Below are 15,135 nucleotides of genomic sequence, written 5' to 3'. Positions count from 1 at the left end.
TAAGGATTAGGTTTCCTAGAAAATGGGAAATTCATTGAAAAATGTTCGGGTTTTCTGAAAGTGTTGATGGATCTGTTTGATCCTTTTTATTTGGCTCTGCCCAAATCAGATGAATACAGCCTGCCCAGTAATGCTCTGCCGTTTTCAAACGGAGGTCAGAGCGGTCAACAATATTCATGATATCCCGATTATGGTGGCAGCCTTCGATGCGTAAAATGAGAGGGTCCAGCGATTGTTGCGCGATCGCAAGCAAGCGATTCGAACTCAATCCATGCTCCATCAGCAGAATATTCCCGCCACTCCTGCACCAGTGGTTGAACTGGTGCAGCACCGTCAGCGGGTCTTCATAGCTGCAAAGTGACAACGTAGACACAATCGTATCAAAGGAATCGGGAGGAAAGGAGAGATGGTCCATATCCGATTCCATAAAAGTTGTAGGAATCCCGTACTCTTTTGCTGCTTCCTTTGCTTTCCTGAGCATCTCAGGGCTGAAGTCAACAGCCACTACTTCGTCCACCATTTCCTTTGGATAAAAGGGGAAGTTGGCACCGGCTCCAACAGCCGCTTCCAGGACCCTGCCCCGAGCAGATTGGACCAATCGGCTTCGCCATTGGCCAAGTGAATGGGCTTTCCGATTCCGCTCATACATAGCAGCCTGCCTGCTGTATTTCTTGATGCGGTCGGCTTTGTTCATGGTCATCCCTCTCCCTGCCTGCTACTCCTAAGACTATCATAGCCGAGAGAGGACTGAAAGAAAAGCGGCCAGTTGTTCACTAGTCCAGGAACGATTGGTGAACCGGCTGAGCGGCAAGAAAAAGAAAAACTCTCTTCCGTATTTCCGGTAAGAGAGAGTTTTTCCGTATCCGGCACCCACGAAGAGAACGGAGCGCAGAATTACATATTTGCCAAAGTGTCGGTTAATACTGGGACGATTTGCTTCTTGCGAGAGACGACGCCTTTCAGCTCCGCTTTGTTATTTGCCAATGTGACTTGATAAGCCTTTTCTACAGCATGAGAAGCTTTACCCAGCGCCAGACCAATTGAGTCGTTGTTCAGGATATCGGTTACCACGAAGAGGAACAGGTCCAGTCCTTTCTCGGCAATGATCGCGGAAAGGGCATCTTCCAGTTCTCCCTGACGTGCCAGGACATCATGTACGTCAACGGCATTCACTTGGGCGATTTCTACTTTGTAGTTCCCCATTTGGAACTCCTTCGAGTCGAGGGAGATCAGCTGTTGGATCGTTTTGTCGCTCAAATCAGCGCCAGCCTTCAGCATTTCCAGTCCGTAGCTCTCCAAGTCCACGCCGGCGATCTCAGCCAGTTCACGCGCTGCTGCCACATCTTGATCCGTGCAGGTAGGGGACTTCAGCAGGAGTGTGTCGGAAATGATGGCGGAAAGCATCAGGCCCGCGATATGCTTGGGAATTTCGACACCGTTTTCCTTGTACAGCTTTTTCAAGATTGTGGTAGTGCAGCCAACAGGCTCTGCACGGTAATACAAGGGATTGCTTGTTTCAAAATTGGCAATGCGGTGGTGGTCAATAACTTCCGTCACCTGTACCTTATCGATGTCACTTACGCTTTGCTGACGTTCATTGTGGTCTACCAAAATAACCTGATCGACTTCATTTGCCGCTGTTTCAATCAAGCGGGGAGCTTCCACTTTAAAGGTATCGAGCACGAATTTTGTTTCGTTGTTGATCTCACCGAGACGAACAGGCTCGACTTCCATGCCCAGCTTGGTTTTCAGATCGGCATAGACAAGTGCTGAACAAATGGAATCAGTGTCCGGATTTTTATGTCCGAAAATAAGTGTTTTTCCCATTCTAATGCTCCTTCTTTGTTTTTGGCGAGAAAATTATACCATAAATAAGGGAGGAAATGCGATGAAAATGAAAAAACCCCCCACAGCTGAAGAGCAGTGAGCGGTTTTTTGTGAGCTGGGAATCTTACTCTTCCACTTTAATGGAATCAGTTGGGCATCCTTCAGCCGCGTCGCGAACGTCGTCGAAAAGGATGTCAGGAATCTCAGCGCTGTTGGTGTTATCGTCGATCTTGTTGAAAGCAAGGCCCTCGTCATCGTAGTCGAAAACGTCAGGAGCCGTTGCGCCACAAGCACCGCAAGCGATACAAGTTTCTTTGTCTACCCATGTGGTCATCGTGGTTTCACCTCCCATACCCAATGGTACGTCCACTGTCATAAATCATTGTATGCTGTGTCTGGAAAGATTTCAAGAATGAATCGCATCTAAAAATGAACGACTATTGGTAAAGCGGAATTTCGGGGGTTTTCAAGCGGTTGTAATGCTTGTTTTTGACCTCTTTGAAATCTCCGCTATGCACAGCGTCTGTCGCTGTTAACAGCTTGACAGCCGCGTTTACATCTTTGATACCCAAATTTTTGACATCATCAGATTCAAACAACAAATCCATACGGGCGGTAAGATCCTCAGGGTTGTAATCGCCCCATTTTTTGTGAGCGGTCATGGAAAGGGCAGCAATATAGGTCTTGTAATGAAACGGCAGGCGCTTCCATTGGTCGATGCTCACGTTGTCAGGCACTTCTTTCGGCAGCGGCTGTTTGGTTACATAAGCCGATTCCCAGACAGCCAGCGAGTGGTAAAGCTGTTCATTTGCTTGAAACCAGCTGGTTAGCCCCAGGCGGATGGTAATCTCATCGGGGGTAAGAGCATTACTATTTTGATCGGACAGTAATTGCTTCATACCATCCAAATAAGCCCGTGCTCCAGACTGAAACTGACTGTGTGCCTGAACCAGCAGCGGGGAAGTGGGCAAAGGCACTTCCTTTTCCAGCTTGGTACTTGTTTGTTTGGCGGCGTCGATCAGAGACTTGAGCGTCTCTTTGCGTTTTGTCTGGTCAAGATTAGGCCATGCTTCCATTTTTTCGAAATGATTTCGTTTCAACTCGAGGAAGGGAGCATAGATAGCGTAGTAAAAGCGGATAAAGTCCTGTTCGCTGTACAGCTTTTGTTCGCGAAGCTGTTGCTCTCGCTCGGCCTCCAGCCTTTGTTGTTCCAAAACGGCTGCTTGCTCGGAGGCAATTTTCGATTTCATATAATAGGCGCCGAAAAAAAATCCGCCAACCAGGCAAGCAAGTGATATGATGATCATGTAAGCAAACAGAAATTCAGATCGAGACAGACGCTTGTTCATACAATCCTCCACAGTTGTTGGTACAATAACGGATTCGTCGCAACGTGACCGGCAAGGTCCGAAGAGACGACCCGATGTTGAAAAGGAGTTTTCATGAGCAGTCCAACATTGAATGAAAGGGAATGGACATTTGTCTGCACCCTCGTGCTTGGCGGTTTCATGCCCCTGGCCCATGAGCGGACAGTCCAGTCCCTGTACTATATTCTCCGTGGCAGAAAAGCCAATCAAACCTTGCAGGACGTTCATTTATACAGCCTTTATCCGTATTATCGGCTGTTTCCCCGTCTTTTGAAAGAGGATTGGGCGAAAATTGTTGAAAAGCTGCAAGCAGATGAGTTGTTCATCTCTATTCCTGCAACCGGAGACAGAAAAAAACCGTCCTTTTATGTGACCGATAAAGGAAAACAAGTTGCCAGCGAAGGGGCAGAGAGATTTTGCCTCCCGGACTGGTTTGCTCCCTTTACAAGCGCAGACATTCCGGAAAAACTGGAGGTTTTCTGGCTGCGGCTGCATCTGCTTGTTCAGACGGTTTCGTATTTATTGAAAAAAGATCTTTCCTTTCAACCCGTTGTCCAGGAGAAACGCGTCCAGCAGTGGGTAAAGCAGCGTTTGGCAGACCGGCGAGAGCGAGAACGCTGGGAGGAAGGATTGTCAGCGGAGTTGTTCCATTGCCTGTCGACGCTGCCCGAATCGGTGCAAGAAATCATCATTCGTCTCTTTTCAGGGGTTTCCCAGTCGGGTCAAACTCTCACCCAGCTGGGTAGGGAGAGGCAGGAGGCATCTTCATACATACACGTTCAGCACCGCTTTGGACTGGCCCGCGTGCTGCACTTGCTACGGGAGAAACCGGAGCAGTTTCCCTTGCTTTCTGCGTTACTGGAGGATGACAGGAGCAATGATCCTCGTTTGACAGAAAGCGCATCCCAAACCTACATGCTGGTCAAAAGGGGCACATCGATCGAGGAGATTGCAAAAAGGCGGGGCATCAAACCGAGTACGGTGGAGGACCATTTGGTGGAAATCGCCCTGCGCTGCCCGGAATGGAGCTGCTCTGATTACCTTGCTCCACAGCTGGCAGAGCAAATTGTCGAACTGAGTAATCATTTGGGGACAAGCAGATTACGATTGATCAAGGACCGGATAGGAGCCAATGTATCTTACCTGCAAATCCGGCTCGCTCTGGCGAAAAGGAGGGAAGAGGGTTGATCGCAGAAGCGCGGGAGACACTACACGATCTGCTTCAGCGTTATTATGGATATTCTTCCTTTCGGCCGGGACAGTGGGAGATCATCGAGCGAATTGTGAACCGGAAAAACGTTTTGGGATTGCTCGCAACCGGTGCGGGAAAATCAATGACCTACCAACTTCCTGCTTTGTTTCTCCCAGGTACTGCGGTTGTGATCTCGCCGCTTATCTCTCTAATGGTGGATCAGGTCCAACAACTGCGTGGAAAAAGGAAAATTCCAGCGGCCTTTGTAAACAGCACCCAAGAACCTGCAGAAACGCGTGAGCTTCTTATGCAAATTGCACAAGGCGCTTATAAGCTGGTCTATGTTTCTCCGGAAAAACTGCAAAACAACACCGTTCAAAGAGCATTGCTCCGGGCAGGTGTTTCGATGATTGCAATCGATGAGGCACACTGTATTTCCCAATGGGGGCATGATTTTCGCACAGACTATCTGCGCCTGCCCGCTGTGATCCAACAACTGGGAGCACCCCCTGTGTTGGCAGTGACAGCCACTGCCACGCCAAGCGTCAGAGCAGAGATTTGCCAGCTTCTGCAGATTTACCCGGAAAATGTGGTGTCGCAGCCGTTAAATCGGGCAAATATTGCGATTGACATCATGCCGGTAGAATCGGAGACGGAGCGACGGAGCATGGTAATCCAGGCGATGGAGGATTTGGAGGGGCCGGGGATTGTCTATTGCAGTACCCGGCAAGCCGTAGAAGTATTGGTCGCGGAATATCAGCTTTCCGGGAAAAAACGGGTGCATGGGTATCACGGCGGAATGAACAGTATGGACAGGATGGTCGTCCAGACGCAATTCCTGCGAGATGAACTGGATGTCATTGTCGCGACGAACGCATTTGGCATGGGGATCGATAAAGCAAATATACGCTATGTCCTACACTATCATACTCCGTCCAGTCTGGAGGGATATGCCCAGGAAATCGGGAGGGTAGGACGTGATGGTCAAGCGGGGTACGCGGGGCTGTTCTATTCGCCGGAAGACCGTCTGATTCACGCTCATCTGCAGGAAAAGGAGTATCCTACGGAAGAGCAGCTTATCCGTTTTTTGCACCTCGTTTCTGGGAAAGAGACTGTTTCGATAAAAGAACTGATCATTGCGGATATTCCGGAAGAGATGGCGGGGCTTTTGTTTTTCTATGCAGAGCAAGCTGGTATCCTTCGAAATACGGTTGCGGGTCGTGATGATTTTCGATTTGAGAGTGGCTCAGTGCAGCATCGTCAGATTCCTGAAATGGCGGCACGGCTGCTGAGTGCGCTTGACTTGCCCAAAAAGCAAAAAAGAAAAAAACTGGCCGATATCTATTCCTGGCTGGAGGCTACTGGTTGTTTTCGGAAAAACCTCAACCTCTATTTTGGTGAGGCTGATTTTTCCCATTCTCATGCTTGCTGTACCCGCTGTGGACTGGAGCGAAGCAAGTACGTCAACCGGGTGTCGGCAGAAACGAGAGAATCTGAGGCGCAGGGTTGGAATTTACGGAAGGCATTGGAAATGCTTTTGCCGAATAAAAAGGGAGGCAGCAACTTTTGAAGCAGGAGCACCCAATGATTGACGAGACCACCTTGCGTTACCATTTGTGGCTGACACAATTCGTGGTGATAATGATAGCGGTGGCGGGGAGTTTGCTCGTTCACGGTTGGGAAAATTCTGTAGCCCTCTTTCGGCTCTCTTCTGCCGGCGCATATCTGTGGGCGCTCGGCATCGCTCTTGTGGTTGTCCTGTCGAGTATTGCGATGGATCGCTTTCTGCCGCCTCGCTGGCAGGACGACGGAAGTGTGAATGAACGGATTTTTACCGGGCTCACCCCAGGAAAAACGATTTTGCTTTGCGCGCTGATCGGGGTAGGAGAAGAGTGGTTGTTTCGCGGGGTGATCCAATCACTGATAGGCAACCTGTGGACAAGTCTTCTGTTTACCCTCGTGCACGTCCGCTATCTAACCAAACCCTTGCTCGTCGGCAGTGTGTTTCTGACGAGCTGGCTGCTGGGAAATTTGTTTCAGGCAGATGGCCAATTGCTTCCGCCGATACTGGCGCATATCGTGATTGACCTTTTGCTTGCTTTCTATATTCAATTTGGATTTTCCCGCGAGAGGAGGAGTCGGGAATGACAGAGCATATAAACCACAATTTGCCGGAAAGAGATGGGGAACGAGATGGAGACCAAGCAGGAAAAGAAGGGAGAGCTGAGCATTCAGCGCTAATGGCAGAGTTTGCAGAAGATCAGGTGAGCCTTTCACAGGGATTGCCTCCGCGCCGTCTCAGGCACAAGCACACAAACAAGCACGCAAACAAGCAGAAGATATCGCGTCCGAATCGTCGTCCTGAGGCTGCAGGATTTTCCAAAAAAGCGGTACTGCGTTTGGGCCTGGCTGTGTTTGGAACACTCTTTTTTCTATTGATCTGCATGGAGCTGTACAAAGCAGGCCAGTCCGTCCCGGCAAACGTGTCCATGGAGGAAAAGCAAGGTGAACCGGGTCAAACATGGTCCCCAGATCAACAGGCATCCACTGCGGGAACCTTGCCTGTACAAGCGCAGGAATCCTCGCCAGAAGGAAATACCGGAACTGCGCAATCAGCGGAACCGGTTGATGGTATCATCACACCCAGCGCTGGCACCGAGACTGAACATCAGCAGAATCCAACTAGTGATCACGCATCAGAGCAGAGCGTCAGCCATACTGGCAATACAACGCCGCCCGCCGCTCCTCTCCAGCCGGAGTCAACCGTCAAGGAAGCTGTCACACAGGAAAAAGAGGAAAAAGCGCAAGCAACAGTAAAACAGCATAAAGTAAAGAAGGGTGAAACATTATTTCAGCTATCTCGCCTATATTACGGGCATAACAGCGGAGTGAAAAAAATTGCCGGCTACAACGGGATCAGTCCGGAATCACAGCTTTTTGAAGGGCAAATTGTCCAAATTCCCTTGTCACCATAAATAAACAGCACACATATGAGAGAAAATAAACGGAAATGAAGAGACAAGGGTGGAATGAACGTTGACCTTTGACACGGTGATTATCGGGGGAGGCATTGCAGGGTGGCAAGCTGCCATTCAACTATGCCGTTCGTTGCGAAGGGTGGCAGTGATAGATGCAGGGGGAGGAAGATCTTCTGCTTCTCGGGGATACCGAAATCTTTTGGGATTCCCCGCGGGGGTTAGCGGAGAACAACTGCGTCACGCTGGACGTTCATATGCAACGAATTTGGGAGCTGTTTTTGTTCAGGATGAAGTGATCTCCTTGGCACAAACACCAGACCGTTTATTTCACCTCACAACCAGAAGTCAGCGAATCCTGCAAGGACAAACCATCGTGCTTGCCACTGGAATTGATGATCCATTTCCGCAGATCGAAGGACTGAGGGAATGCTTGGGCATTTCCGTTTTTATTTGTCCCGATTGTGACGGATATGAAGCTGTTGGCAAAAGGACGGCGGTCATTGGCAAGGAAGCACAAGTAGCAGAGATGGCAAAAGCGATTTCCTATTACACGGATCAGCTCGTGCTTCTCCATGATAAAAGCACGGAACATCAGAAGCAAATCGCCCGTATCCTGCATATAGATGGAAAAGTCGCTGGTGTTGAGCTGGAATCGGGAGAGAAAATCGAAGTGGAACGTATCTTTCTCGCATATCCGGGAGCACGCGTACAGTCCCAGCTCCTTCGCTCCTTGTCGGTGCAGCTGAATGAAAAAGGACATGTTCTGGTCGATCCCCGAACCAAAGAAACCAGCCACCCGGGAATTTGGGCAATTGGCGATGTAACGGTTCACTCACAGCAGGTCGCAATCGCTATGGGAGATGGATTGCAAGCAGCTATCTGGATACATAAACGATTGCAGGAGCAATCTCGTATGCATCAAGAAACCTGTACAGCGAAAGAGCATACATAAGAAATAATGTTTCCTGGGAAAGCGCAGGAAGTGACATCTGCCAACACGGCAGCACTCCAGGTTCGCTAGCTTTCGACACGTCAGCGCGATCGTGCAGTCAATGGGTTTCCCTTGCTATATTCTTGTCCATAAATATGGTATGATAGTGATAACCCGGAAGGAAAATGGGTTATCTATTACGAGGTATTCGTCGGAAAATGCGGAGAACTCTTACAGGCTCTCATTCATAATTTGTAGTACGACTGGATGGCGAGGAGGGACGGTCATGCGTGTTGAACGCCTTGGTCAAGATAAAATACGAATCTTTCTGACGTTTGATGATCTGTCAGAGAGAGGAATCGAAAAAGAGGACATGTGGCGTGACATTCCCAAAGTTCATGAACTGTTCAACGACATGATGGAGCAGGCTTACCATGAGCTTGGCTTTGAGGTGTCAGGTCCTGTGGCCGTTGAAGTGTTTGCCTTGCCAGCACAGGGAATGGTCGTAATCGTAACTCGCGGAAAAACTGGCTCGAAGTCTGATAAAGAAGAAGAAGAATACGATGATGAGGACATGTATGAACTCGAGGTAACGCTCGAGGAAAGTGATCTCGTGATCTATTCCTTCCGCGACTTTGAGCATCTGGTGGAAGCTGCTCATCGAATCAATGCTTTCCTGATTAACGGAGGAGCAGCATACTTTTACCAAGGAAAATATTACCTTGTACTGGAGGAGCTGGATCTCGATCAGGAGCGCTACCAGAAGTTGATTGCGATCCTTTCTGAATACGGAGAGGCAACACCTACTACCGTGTATGTATTGGAAGAATATGGGAAAGTTGTCTTTTCTGACGATGCAGTCAAGGAAATCTGTCGACACTTTCGTTAAATAAATGACGCCGCTGCATGCGCGTGAAAGAGCACCTGGTTATTCGCCAGGTGCTCTACCTGTATGTTTCCCTGATTCATCCATTCAATACGAGATTCCTGAAAACAGGTCTGCTTCTTTTTCCGTCGAGCTTGGGAGTCCTGCTGCGCTGTACGCGAGTATAAAATGATTGACCGAGCGAACATACGCAGTATCCCCCTCCAATACACCCGGGAATACCCGACTGACCGAGAGATGCTGGGTTCGATGTGCCGCCAGTGCCTGCGCAACCTCTGACACGTACTCGGGAGCCGAGATGATCGTCGTAATGCTCTCAAGCGGGTCTGTAAAGGGAGGGGCTATGTTGCCGAAGCCCTGCTTAGCTGCATGTGTGACATAATACAGCTTTTGAACAGATAAAGGCTCACTGTCATGCTTGACGGCGTACGCGGTCGCTGCAGAAATCGCCTGATGATCGGGGTGACCAGAGATCCCATGAGGGGCAAAGGTGATCACGATTTGCGGCTGGTATTGCTGGATGGACTGCCGGATTTTTTCTGCCAGTTCCTCTATAGGTACATCTGAGAGGTGTTTATCTTGGTATTCCAGGAAGTCAACCGTGGTAATGCCAAGGATCGAAGCGGCCACGCGAAGTTCGTTTTCTCGAACGGCGGGCAGTTCTTCTTTTGTGCAAATAGGCGGCTCTCCCGGTTTGCCTGCTTCGCCTCTGGTCGCACATAAAAGATGAATGGATACATCTGGTTGGTTGGCGTACTTGCGTATGGTGACACCCGATGTAAACGTCTCGTCATCGGGATGGGCAAAAATGAACAAAATTCTTTTCTTGTTCATGGGGACCTCCGCTAAAAGAAATGGACTCACTTACTCTATTATAGGCAAGGGACGGCGGTTTTGACAGGGCACAGGTGCAGAAAGCGTAATGAGTGATGGGAAAATCGGGCAAGCTATCAACAGATGAAATCATGCGGGCAATCAACCGGCAAAGCGTGTGACATCAATGCTTTCTTCATATGCGTGACCTTCTTATTTTTGAGAATATCAGGCTGTCGGTACCAGTCCGAAAGTTTCGATTACACATCGAAAGGGAATTTTCATCTTCTCATCCCTGATACAAGCGTGTATACTTAACGATGGGTTTACCGACAACTATTTTGAGGTGAATAAGTAATGGGTAATCACGAAGTGGTAACCGAAAACACCCAAGGACAAAAAAAGCAACAAGAGAGCATGAATCTGTTGCATTCAACCCAGACGGTGATCAAAGAAGCACTTGACAAATTAGGTTACCAGGAAGCAATGTACGAACTCTTGAAGGAGCCGTTGCGCGTTCTGACCGTGCGTATTCCAGTTCGCATGGACAACGGAGAAGTAAAGGTATTTACTGGGTATCGCGCTCAGCATAACGATGCAGTAGGTCCTGCCAAGGGGGGCATTCGTTTCCACCCGGAAGTTACAGAGGATGAAGTTAAAGCGCTATCAATCTGGATGAGCTTGAAAGCCGGAATCGTTGACCTTCCTTACGGCGGCGGTAAAGGCGGCATTATTTGTGACCCGCGTGAAATGTCTTTCCGCGAATTGGAGCGCCTGAGCCGTGGTTATGTTCGGGCGATTAGCCAAATCGTAGGACCGACAAAAGATATTCCCGCTCCAGACGTTTTCACCAACTCTCAAATCATGGCATGGATGATGGACGAATACAGCCGTATCCGTGAGTTTGATGCTCCAGGCTTTATTACAGGAAAACCAATTGCACTCGGTGGCTCTCATGGACGTGAGACTGCAACGGCAAAAGGTGTAACCATCTGCATTCATGAAGCTGCAAAACGCCGCGGTATTGACCTGAAGGGAGCGCGCGTCGTTGTGCAAGGCTTCGGTAACGCCGGAAGCTATCTCTCCAAATTCATGCATGATGCCGGTGCAAAAGTAGTCGGTATTTCCGACGCTTACGGTGCCCTGTACGATCCAAACGGTCTGGATATTGACTATCTCCTGGATCGCCGCGATTCGTTCGGAACTGTCACCAAACTGTTTACCAACACCATTTCCAACAAAGAATTGCTGGAATTGGACTGCGATATCTTGGTTCCTGCAGCGATCGAGAACCAGATTACTGCTGAGAATGCTCCTAACATCAAAGCGCAAATCGTCGTTGAAGCAGCAAATGGACCAACGACTCTCGAAGCTACGAAAATCCTCACCGAACGTGGTATCTTGCTCGTGCCGGACGTACTGGCAAGCGCAGGCGGTGTGACAGTATCCTACTTTGAGTGGGTACAAAACAACCAAGGCTACTACTGGACGGAAGAGGAAGTTATTGAAAAGCTGGAAAAAGTGCTGGTAAAAGCATTTGAAAATGTGTATTCCCTCGCACAAACACGCCGTATCGACATGCGTCTCGCCGCCTATATGGTAGGGGTGCGCAAAACTGCAGAAGCGTCCCGTTTCCGCGGCTGGGTATAAAAACAATAGGTATGAAAAAACGGGACTGCCCCCCGTCTGTAGGACAGGGATCAAAACACCTTAGCCAATTAAGCAGCCAGTTGCCGAAATTGAATCGGTGACTGGTTGTTTAGTTTCGTTTGAATGCGAATTGAGTTATAGTAATGAATGTAGTCTTGAACAATCTGTGCAACGATGGCCGTCGTTGTACAGGTAAAGTCTTCAAGATAGAACGTTTCAGACTTTAGCGTGGAATGAAACGATTCTATGGGGGCATTATCAGCAGGTGTACCCTTACGGGACATGCTCATGGTAATGCCCTTTTCCTTTACAGCCTGTTGAAATGCCTTGGATGTATAAACGGAACCTTGGTCACTATGTAACATGCAACTCGTTACTGTGGGCAACTGATACAACGTATCTAAAACCAAACCGGTATCTTGTGTGTCTCCAATACTGTAGGCGATAATCTCGCCGTTGTACAAGTCCATGATGCTAGATAAATACAGCATTTTGCTGCCGAAAGGCAGGTAAGTAATATCCGTAACTAGTTTTTGCAATGGTTGTTCCGCATGAAAATCACGTTTTAGAAGATGATCAGCTACTTGGAATGGTTGTCCGATTCCCTTTCGCTTTTTCACTTTCACTCGACATTGCAAGCCTTCTTCTCTCATGATCCGTTGCACTCGTTTATGATTCACTTGCATCTCTCGGCGTAAAAGTGCTGTGATTTTTCGGTATCCATAGCGAAATTTATGTGCTAAGCACAGCTCACGAATACGTGTGACGAGTGGTTTTGAAACCGGTTGTGTATTCCTTTGATTTTTCCACCGATAGTAGGTGGAACGAGCAACGCCCAGCCATAGGCACGCTTGTTGTACAGAGACCTCTCCCTTTATGGAATCCATCCACTGGACTACTGCTTCTGGTGACACCTCCTTTCCCACTCCTTGTACTTTTTTAAGACATCCAATTGTTGTTTTAAGAAGCGATTTTCCTGCTTCAATCTTTCAACTTCAGATGTAACCTCTGGCCCTTTTCCATATGTGTACTGCTTACCTACTGGTTGTTCAAAGCGGTGAATTTCCCCGTTTCTATACCAACGTAACCATGTATCCACCTGCGTTTTGTTCTTGATACAAAGATGTTCCATTACTTCACTCACTGATACGCCCGCCATCCTCATTTCAACAGCCTTTAGCTTAATTTCCGCGGGATAGCTTACTCTCGTTGCCACAGAAAAACACCTCCAAGTTGTCCCCATATCTTACGACATGGTCGCATTCTCTTGAAGGTGTTTTAATTTGTCTTACGTTATGGGGTCAGTCCCAACCTCCTTGCTGTTTGGTAGCAAGGAGGTTTTTGCTTATTGGTCAAAGAGTTGTTGAAGTTCGGCGAAGTTTTTGGTTTGGGCGAGGGCAACCATCAGCTTCAGACGCGCCTTTTGCCCGTTCAAGCCGCCTCCGAAGATCATGCCCATTTCCTTTAGTTGACGACCGCCGCCATCATAGTCGTACACATCCTGAACCTGCCCGTTATAGCAGCGAGAGACAAGTACGATGGGAATTCCTTTGTCCAGCAGCTTTTGGAGTGCGGGAAGGATCGTAGGCGGCAGATTTCCCAATCCAAAGGCTTCCAGCACCAACCCATCCACAGGCTGTTCGATCAGATACTGAAACCAGTTCGGGTCCATTCCGGCTACTGCCTTCATCAACGGGACATTGGCTGTTGGGCTGGCAACGGGATAATACTCTCTGTCCAGCGGCGCATGATGATAGCTGACATGCTTCTTGGCAATAGTTCCGATGGGGCCGTACTGTGGTGATTGAAAAGTAGCGACATTGCTTGTATGCGTTTTGGTCACGTGTCTGGCGGCGTGGATCTCATCGTTGAAAACCACGAGCACACCTTTGTTTCGACTTTGCGGATCAGCTGCTGTTCGTACGGCGGAGATCAAATTGACAGGACCGTCTGCTCCCAGTTCGTTGCTGCTGCGCATCGCGCCTGTCAGAACGATCGGCACGGTAATGGGCAGAGTCAAATCGAGGAAATAGGCAGTTTCCTCCAGGGTATCGGTCCCGTGCGTTACCACGACACCGTCATAGCCGTGCTGGCTCAGCTCCTGCTGAATAAAGAGGCGGAGCTGGTTCATGATCTCCGGTGTAATATGAGGACTGGGCAGGTTAATATAATTGATCATCGTAACGTCTGCATAGCGCTCAAGCAGGGGGCCGATTTTTTCCACCGCGTGTTCTTCCAGCGGTTTGACCCTTTCACTTTCATCTATTGACATGGCGATGGTACCGCCCGTATTAATAACCAGAATTTTCTTTTCCATAAACGCTCTCTCCTGTACGGGTTTTCAAGTCACCAGTATTCATGGTACGATGGAATACAGTCCTATGTAAAGGAGCAATACTCAGATGCTTGCTGTCATCGGTGCGGCAATCGCCCCTGGTATCGCCATCCTGAGTTATTTTTATCTCCGTGACAATCTGGAGCCAGAGCCGATCTCCCTGGTCATCCGTTCCTTCCTGTTTGGAGTTCTCTTGGTTTTTCCGGTCATGGTTCTGCAATATATTATGCAGACCGAGTGGAACTGGCAAAATGAAATTTTTGCCAGTATTTTCCAGTCCGCGGTGGTAGAAGAATTTTTTAAGTGGATGGTCATTTATTTTACTGTATATAAACACGTGGAATTTGATGAGCCTTATGACGGAATCGTTTATGCCGTTGCTGTTTCTCTTGGTTTTGCGACTCTGGAGAACCTGTTTTATTTGGTGATCAATGGCGTTGACATTGCTTTTTGGCGTGCGCTTTTGCCTGTCTCCAGCCATGCTCTGTTTGGTGTATGGATGGGGTACTACCTTGGCAAGGCCAAATTTTCCGGCTCCACTGTCCTGGAGCTCCGGCGTTTATGGACCTCCCTTTGCCTGCCAATTTTGCTGCACGCATTGTACAATTCCATTTTCTTGACGACGCGTTACTGGTTTTGGTTTATTGTTCCCTTTATGCTCCTGTTATGGTGGCAGGGATTGAAAAAAGTGCAGCGCGCTCATGATTTCGGTTCTAAAACCCTGACTTCCCGTCCACAATAATACGAAGGAGGAGAAGCTTTGTGGCAAGGAACCAACGAACGAAAGTGACCATTCGCTGCAACGTCTGTGGAGAAAAATTTACGCTTCGGGGCAGAAAAGAGCCTTCCGGTGAGGTGGACACCGGCTTTAAACAGTGTCTATGCAACAACGATAGACATTTCATGATCCACGAGGAGTCTTGATCCCCGAAACCAATTTCATGGATTTCCAGGTTTTGTGGGAACCGGGAGAATCGGCAAATAGCCGGTTCTTTTTTTGTTTGCCTTTGGCGCATTCGTGCATAAACATTTCCGGCTCCACTAACACTATGCAAAGATTGAATGATATGCCAAGGAGGATGCTTGCTTGTGGGAGCAAGGATTATCAAGGTGCGAAGTGACCTACTTTTGCCGCGAAGAATTGAAGGGGGGAATC

The 15,135-nt window shown here is 48.7% G+C and carries 16 protein-coding genes; 9 read left to right on the top strand and 7 right to left on the bottom strand.

The genetic code is table 11. The annotated features are described in order from the left end of the window. Nucleotides 1-31 precede the first annotated feature (31 nt). From NDK47_RS15365 to NDK47_RS15350, 4 genes are all read right to left on the bottom strand, one after another. Nucleotides 32-694 carry a class I SAM-dependent methyltransferase gene (locus NDK47_RS15365; protein WP_251870636.1) on the bottom strand — a complete coding sequence of 221 codons (663 nt, stop codon included), beginning with the start codon at nt 692-694 and terminating at the stop codon, nt 32-34. Nucleotides 695-894: 200 nt separating this feature from the next. Further along, nucleotides 895-1,827, bottom strand: a complete 933-nt coding sequence (locus NDK47_RS15360) for a manganese-dependent inorganic pyrophosphatase (RefSeq protein WP_251870635.1) — start codon at nt 1,825-1,827, stop codon at nt 895-897. A 124-nt stretch (nt 1,828-1,951) separates the two neighbouring features. Next, nucleotides 1,952-2,161, bottom strand: coding sequence for a ferredoxin (locus NDK47_RS15355; protein ID WP_251870634.1), 210 nt, complete (start codon nt 2,159-2,161; stop codon nt 1,952-1,954). Between the two features lie 103 nt (nt 2,162-2,264). Continuing rightward, entirely contained in the window at nt 2,265-3,176 is a 912-nt protein-coding gene (locus NDK47_RS15350) for a V-type ATP synthase subunit E family protein (RefSeq protein WP_251870633.1), read from the bottom strand. 93 nt (nt 3,177-3,269) lie between these two features. Between NDK47_RS15350 and NDK47_RS15345 the strand changes: the two genes are divergently transcribed. The 6 genes from NDK47_RS15345 to NDK47_RS15320 all read left to right on the top strand — a co-directional run bounded on the left by NDK47_RS15345 (nt 3,270) and on the right by NDK47_RS15320 (nt 9,184). Beyond that, nucleotides 3,270-4,382, top strand: a complete 1,113-nt coding sequence (locus NDK47_RS15345; RefSeq protein WP_251870632.1) for a YpbB family protein — start codon at nt 3,270-3,272, stop codon at nt 4,380-4,382. Further along, on the top strand, nt 4,379-5,956 hold the full coding sequence (locus NDK47_RS15340; RefSeq protein WP_251870631.1) for a RecQ family ATP-dependent DNA helicase: 1,578 nt from the start codon (nt 4,379-4,381) through the stop codon (nt 5,954-5,956). The genes NDK47_RS15345 and NDK47_RS15340 overlap by 4 nt, the downstream gene beginning before the upstream one ends. Continuing rightward, complete coding sequence (locus NDK47_RS15335; RefSeq protein ID WP_251870630.1) at nt 5,953-6,534, top strand: CPBP family intramembrane glutamic endopeptidase; 582 nt, start codon at nt 5,953-5,955, stop codon at nt 6,532-6,534. Before NDK47_RS15340 ends, NDK47_RS15335 begins: the two co-directional genes overlap by 4 nt. Continuing rightward, nucleotides 6,531-7,361, top strand: coding sequence for a LysM peptidoglycan-binding domain-containing protein (locus NDK47_RS15330; RefSeq protein WP_251870629.1), 831 nt, complete (start codon nt 6,531-6,533; stop codon nt 7,359-7,361). Before NDK47_RS15335 ends, NDK47_RS15330 begins: the two co-directional genes overlap by 4 nt. 61 nt (nt 7,362-7,422) lie before the next feature. Then, nucleotides 7,423-8,316, top strand: a complete 894-nt coding sequence (locus tag NDK47_RS15325; RefSeq protein ID WP_251870628.1) for an NAD(P)/FAD-dependent oxidoreductase — start codon at nt 7,423-7,425, stop codon at nt 8,314-8,316. A 265-nt stretch (nt 8,317-8,581) separates the two neighbouring features. Further along, nucleotides 8,582-9,184: a genetic competence negative regulator gene (locus NDK47_RS15320; protein ID WP_251870627.1), complete on the top strand. Its 603-nt coding sequence runs from the start codon at nt 8,582-8,584 to the stop codon at nt 9,182-9,184. 84 nt (nt 9,185-9,268) lie between these two features. Here NDK47_RS15320 and NDK47_RS15315 read toward each other — a convergent pair whose 3' ends face one another. Next, nucleotides 9,269-10,015, bottom strand: coding sequence for a PIG-L deacetylase family protein (locus NDK47_RS15315; RefSeq protein ID WP_251870626.1), 747 nt, complete (start codon nt 10,013-10,015; stop codon nt 9,269-9,271). 396 nt (nt 10,016-10,411) lie between these two features. Between NDK47_RS15315 and NDK47_RS15310 the strand changes: the two genes are divergently transcribed. Beyond that, nucleotides 10,412-11,644: a Glu/Leu/Phe/Val family dehydrogenase gene (locus tag NDK47_RS15310; RefSeq protein ID WP_407653445.1), complete on the top strand. Its 1,233-nt coding sequence runs from the start codon at nt 10,412-10,414 to the stop codon at nt 11,642-11,644. Between the two features lie 68 nt (nt 11,645-11,712). Here the strand turns inward: NDK47_RS15310 and NDK47_RS15305 are convergent. Together NDK47_RS15305 and NDK47_RS15300 are read right to left on the bottom strand one after the other, a co-directional pair. Further along, nucleotides 11,713-12,860 (bottom strand): IS3 family transposase gene (locus NDK47_RS15305; protein ID WP_251870624.1). Its coding sequence is split into 2 segments (ribosomal slippage): nt 11,713-12,590 and nt 12,590-12,860, totalling 1,149 coding nucleotides; the frame shifts between segments, so codons are not numbered across the junction. Between the two features lie 129 nt (nt 12,861-12,989). Next, the gene (locus NDK47_RS15300) at nt 12,990-13,961 is read right to left on the bottom strand and encodes an asparaginase (protein WP_251870623.1); all 972 of its coding nucleotides are present in this window, start codon (nt 13,959-13,961) and stop codon (nt 12,990-12,992) included. A gap of 85 nt (nt 13,962-14,046) precedes the next feature. Between NDK47_RS15300 and prsW the strand changes: the two genes are divergently transcribed. Further along, nucleotides 14,047-14,721 (top strand): glutamic-type intramembrane protease PrsW, encoded by a 675-nt coding sequence (gene prsW / locus NDK47_RS15295; RefSeq protein WP_251870622.1) that lies wholly within the window; start codon nt 14,047-14,049, stop codon nt 14,719-14,721. Between the two features lie 20 nt (nt 14,722-14,741). Further along, complete coding sequence (locus NDK47_RS15290; protein ID WP_251870621.1) at nt 14,742-14,903, top strand: hypothetical protein; 162 nt, start codon at nt 14,742-14,744, stop codon at nt 14,901-14,903. The last annotated feature ends 232 nt before the right edge of the window (nt 14,904-15,135 follow it).

This window comes from Brevibacillus ruminantium, assembly GCF_023746555.1.
GTDB lineage: Bacteria > Bacillota > Bacilli > Brevibacillales > Brevibacillaceae > Brevibacillus > Brevibacillus ruminantium.
This window is presented reverse-complemented; position numbering and strand designations above follow the sequence as displayed.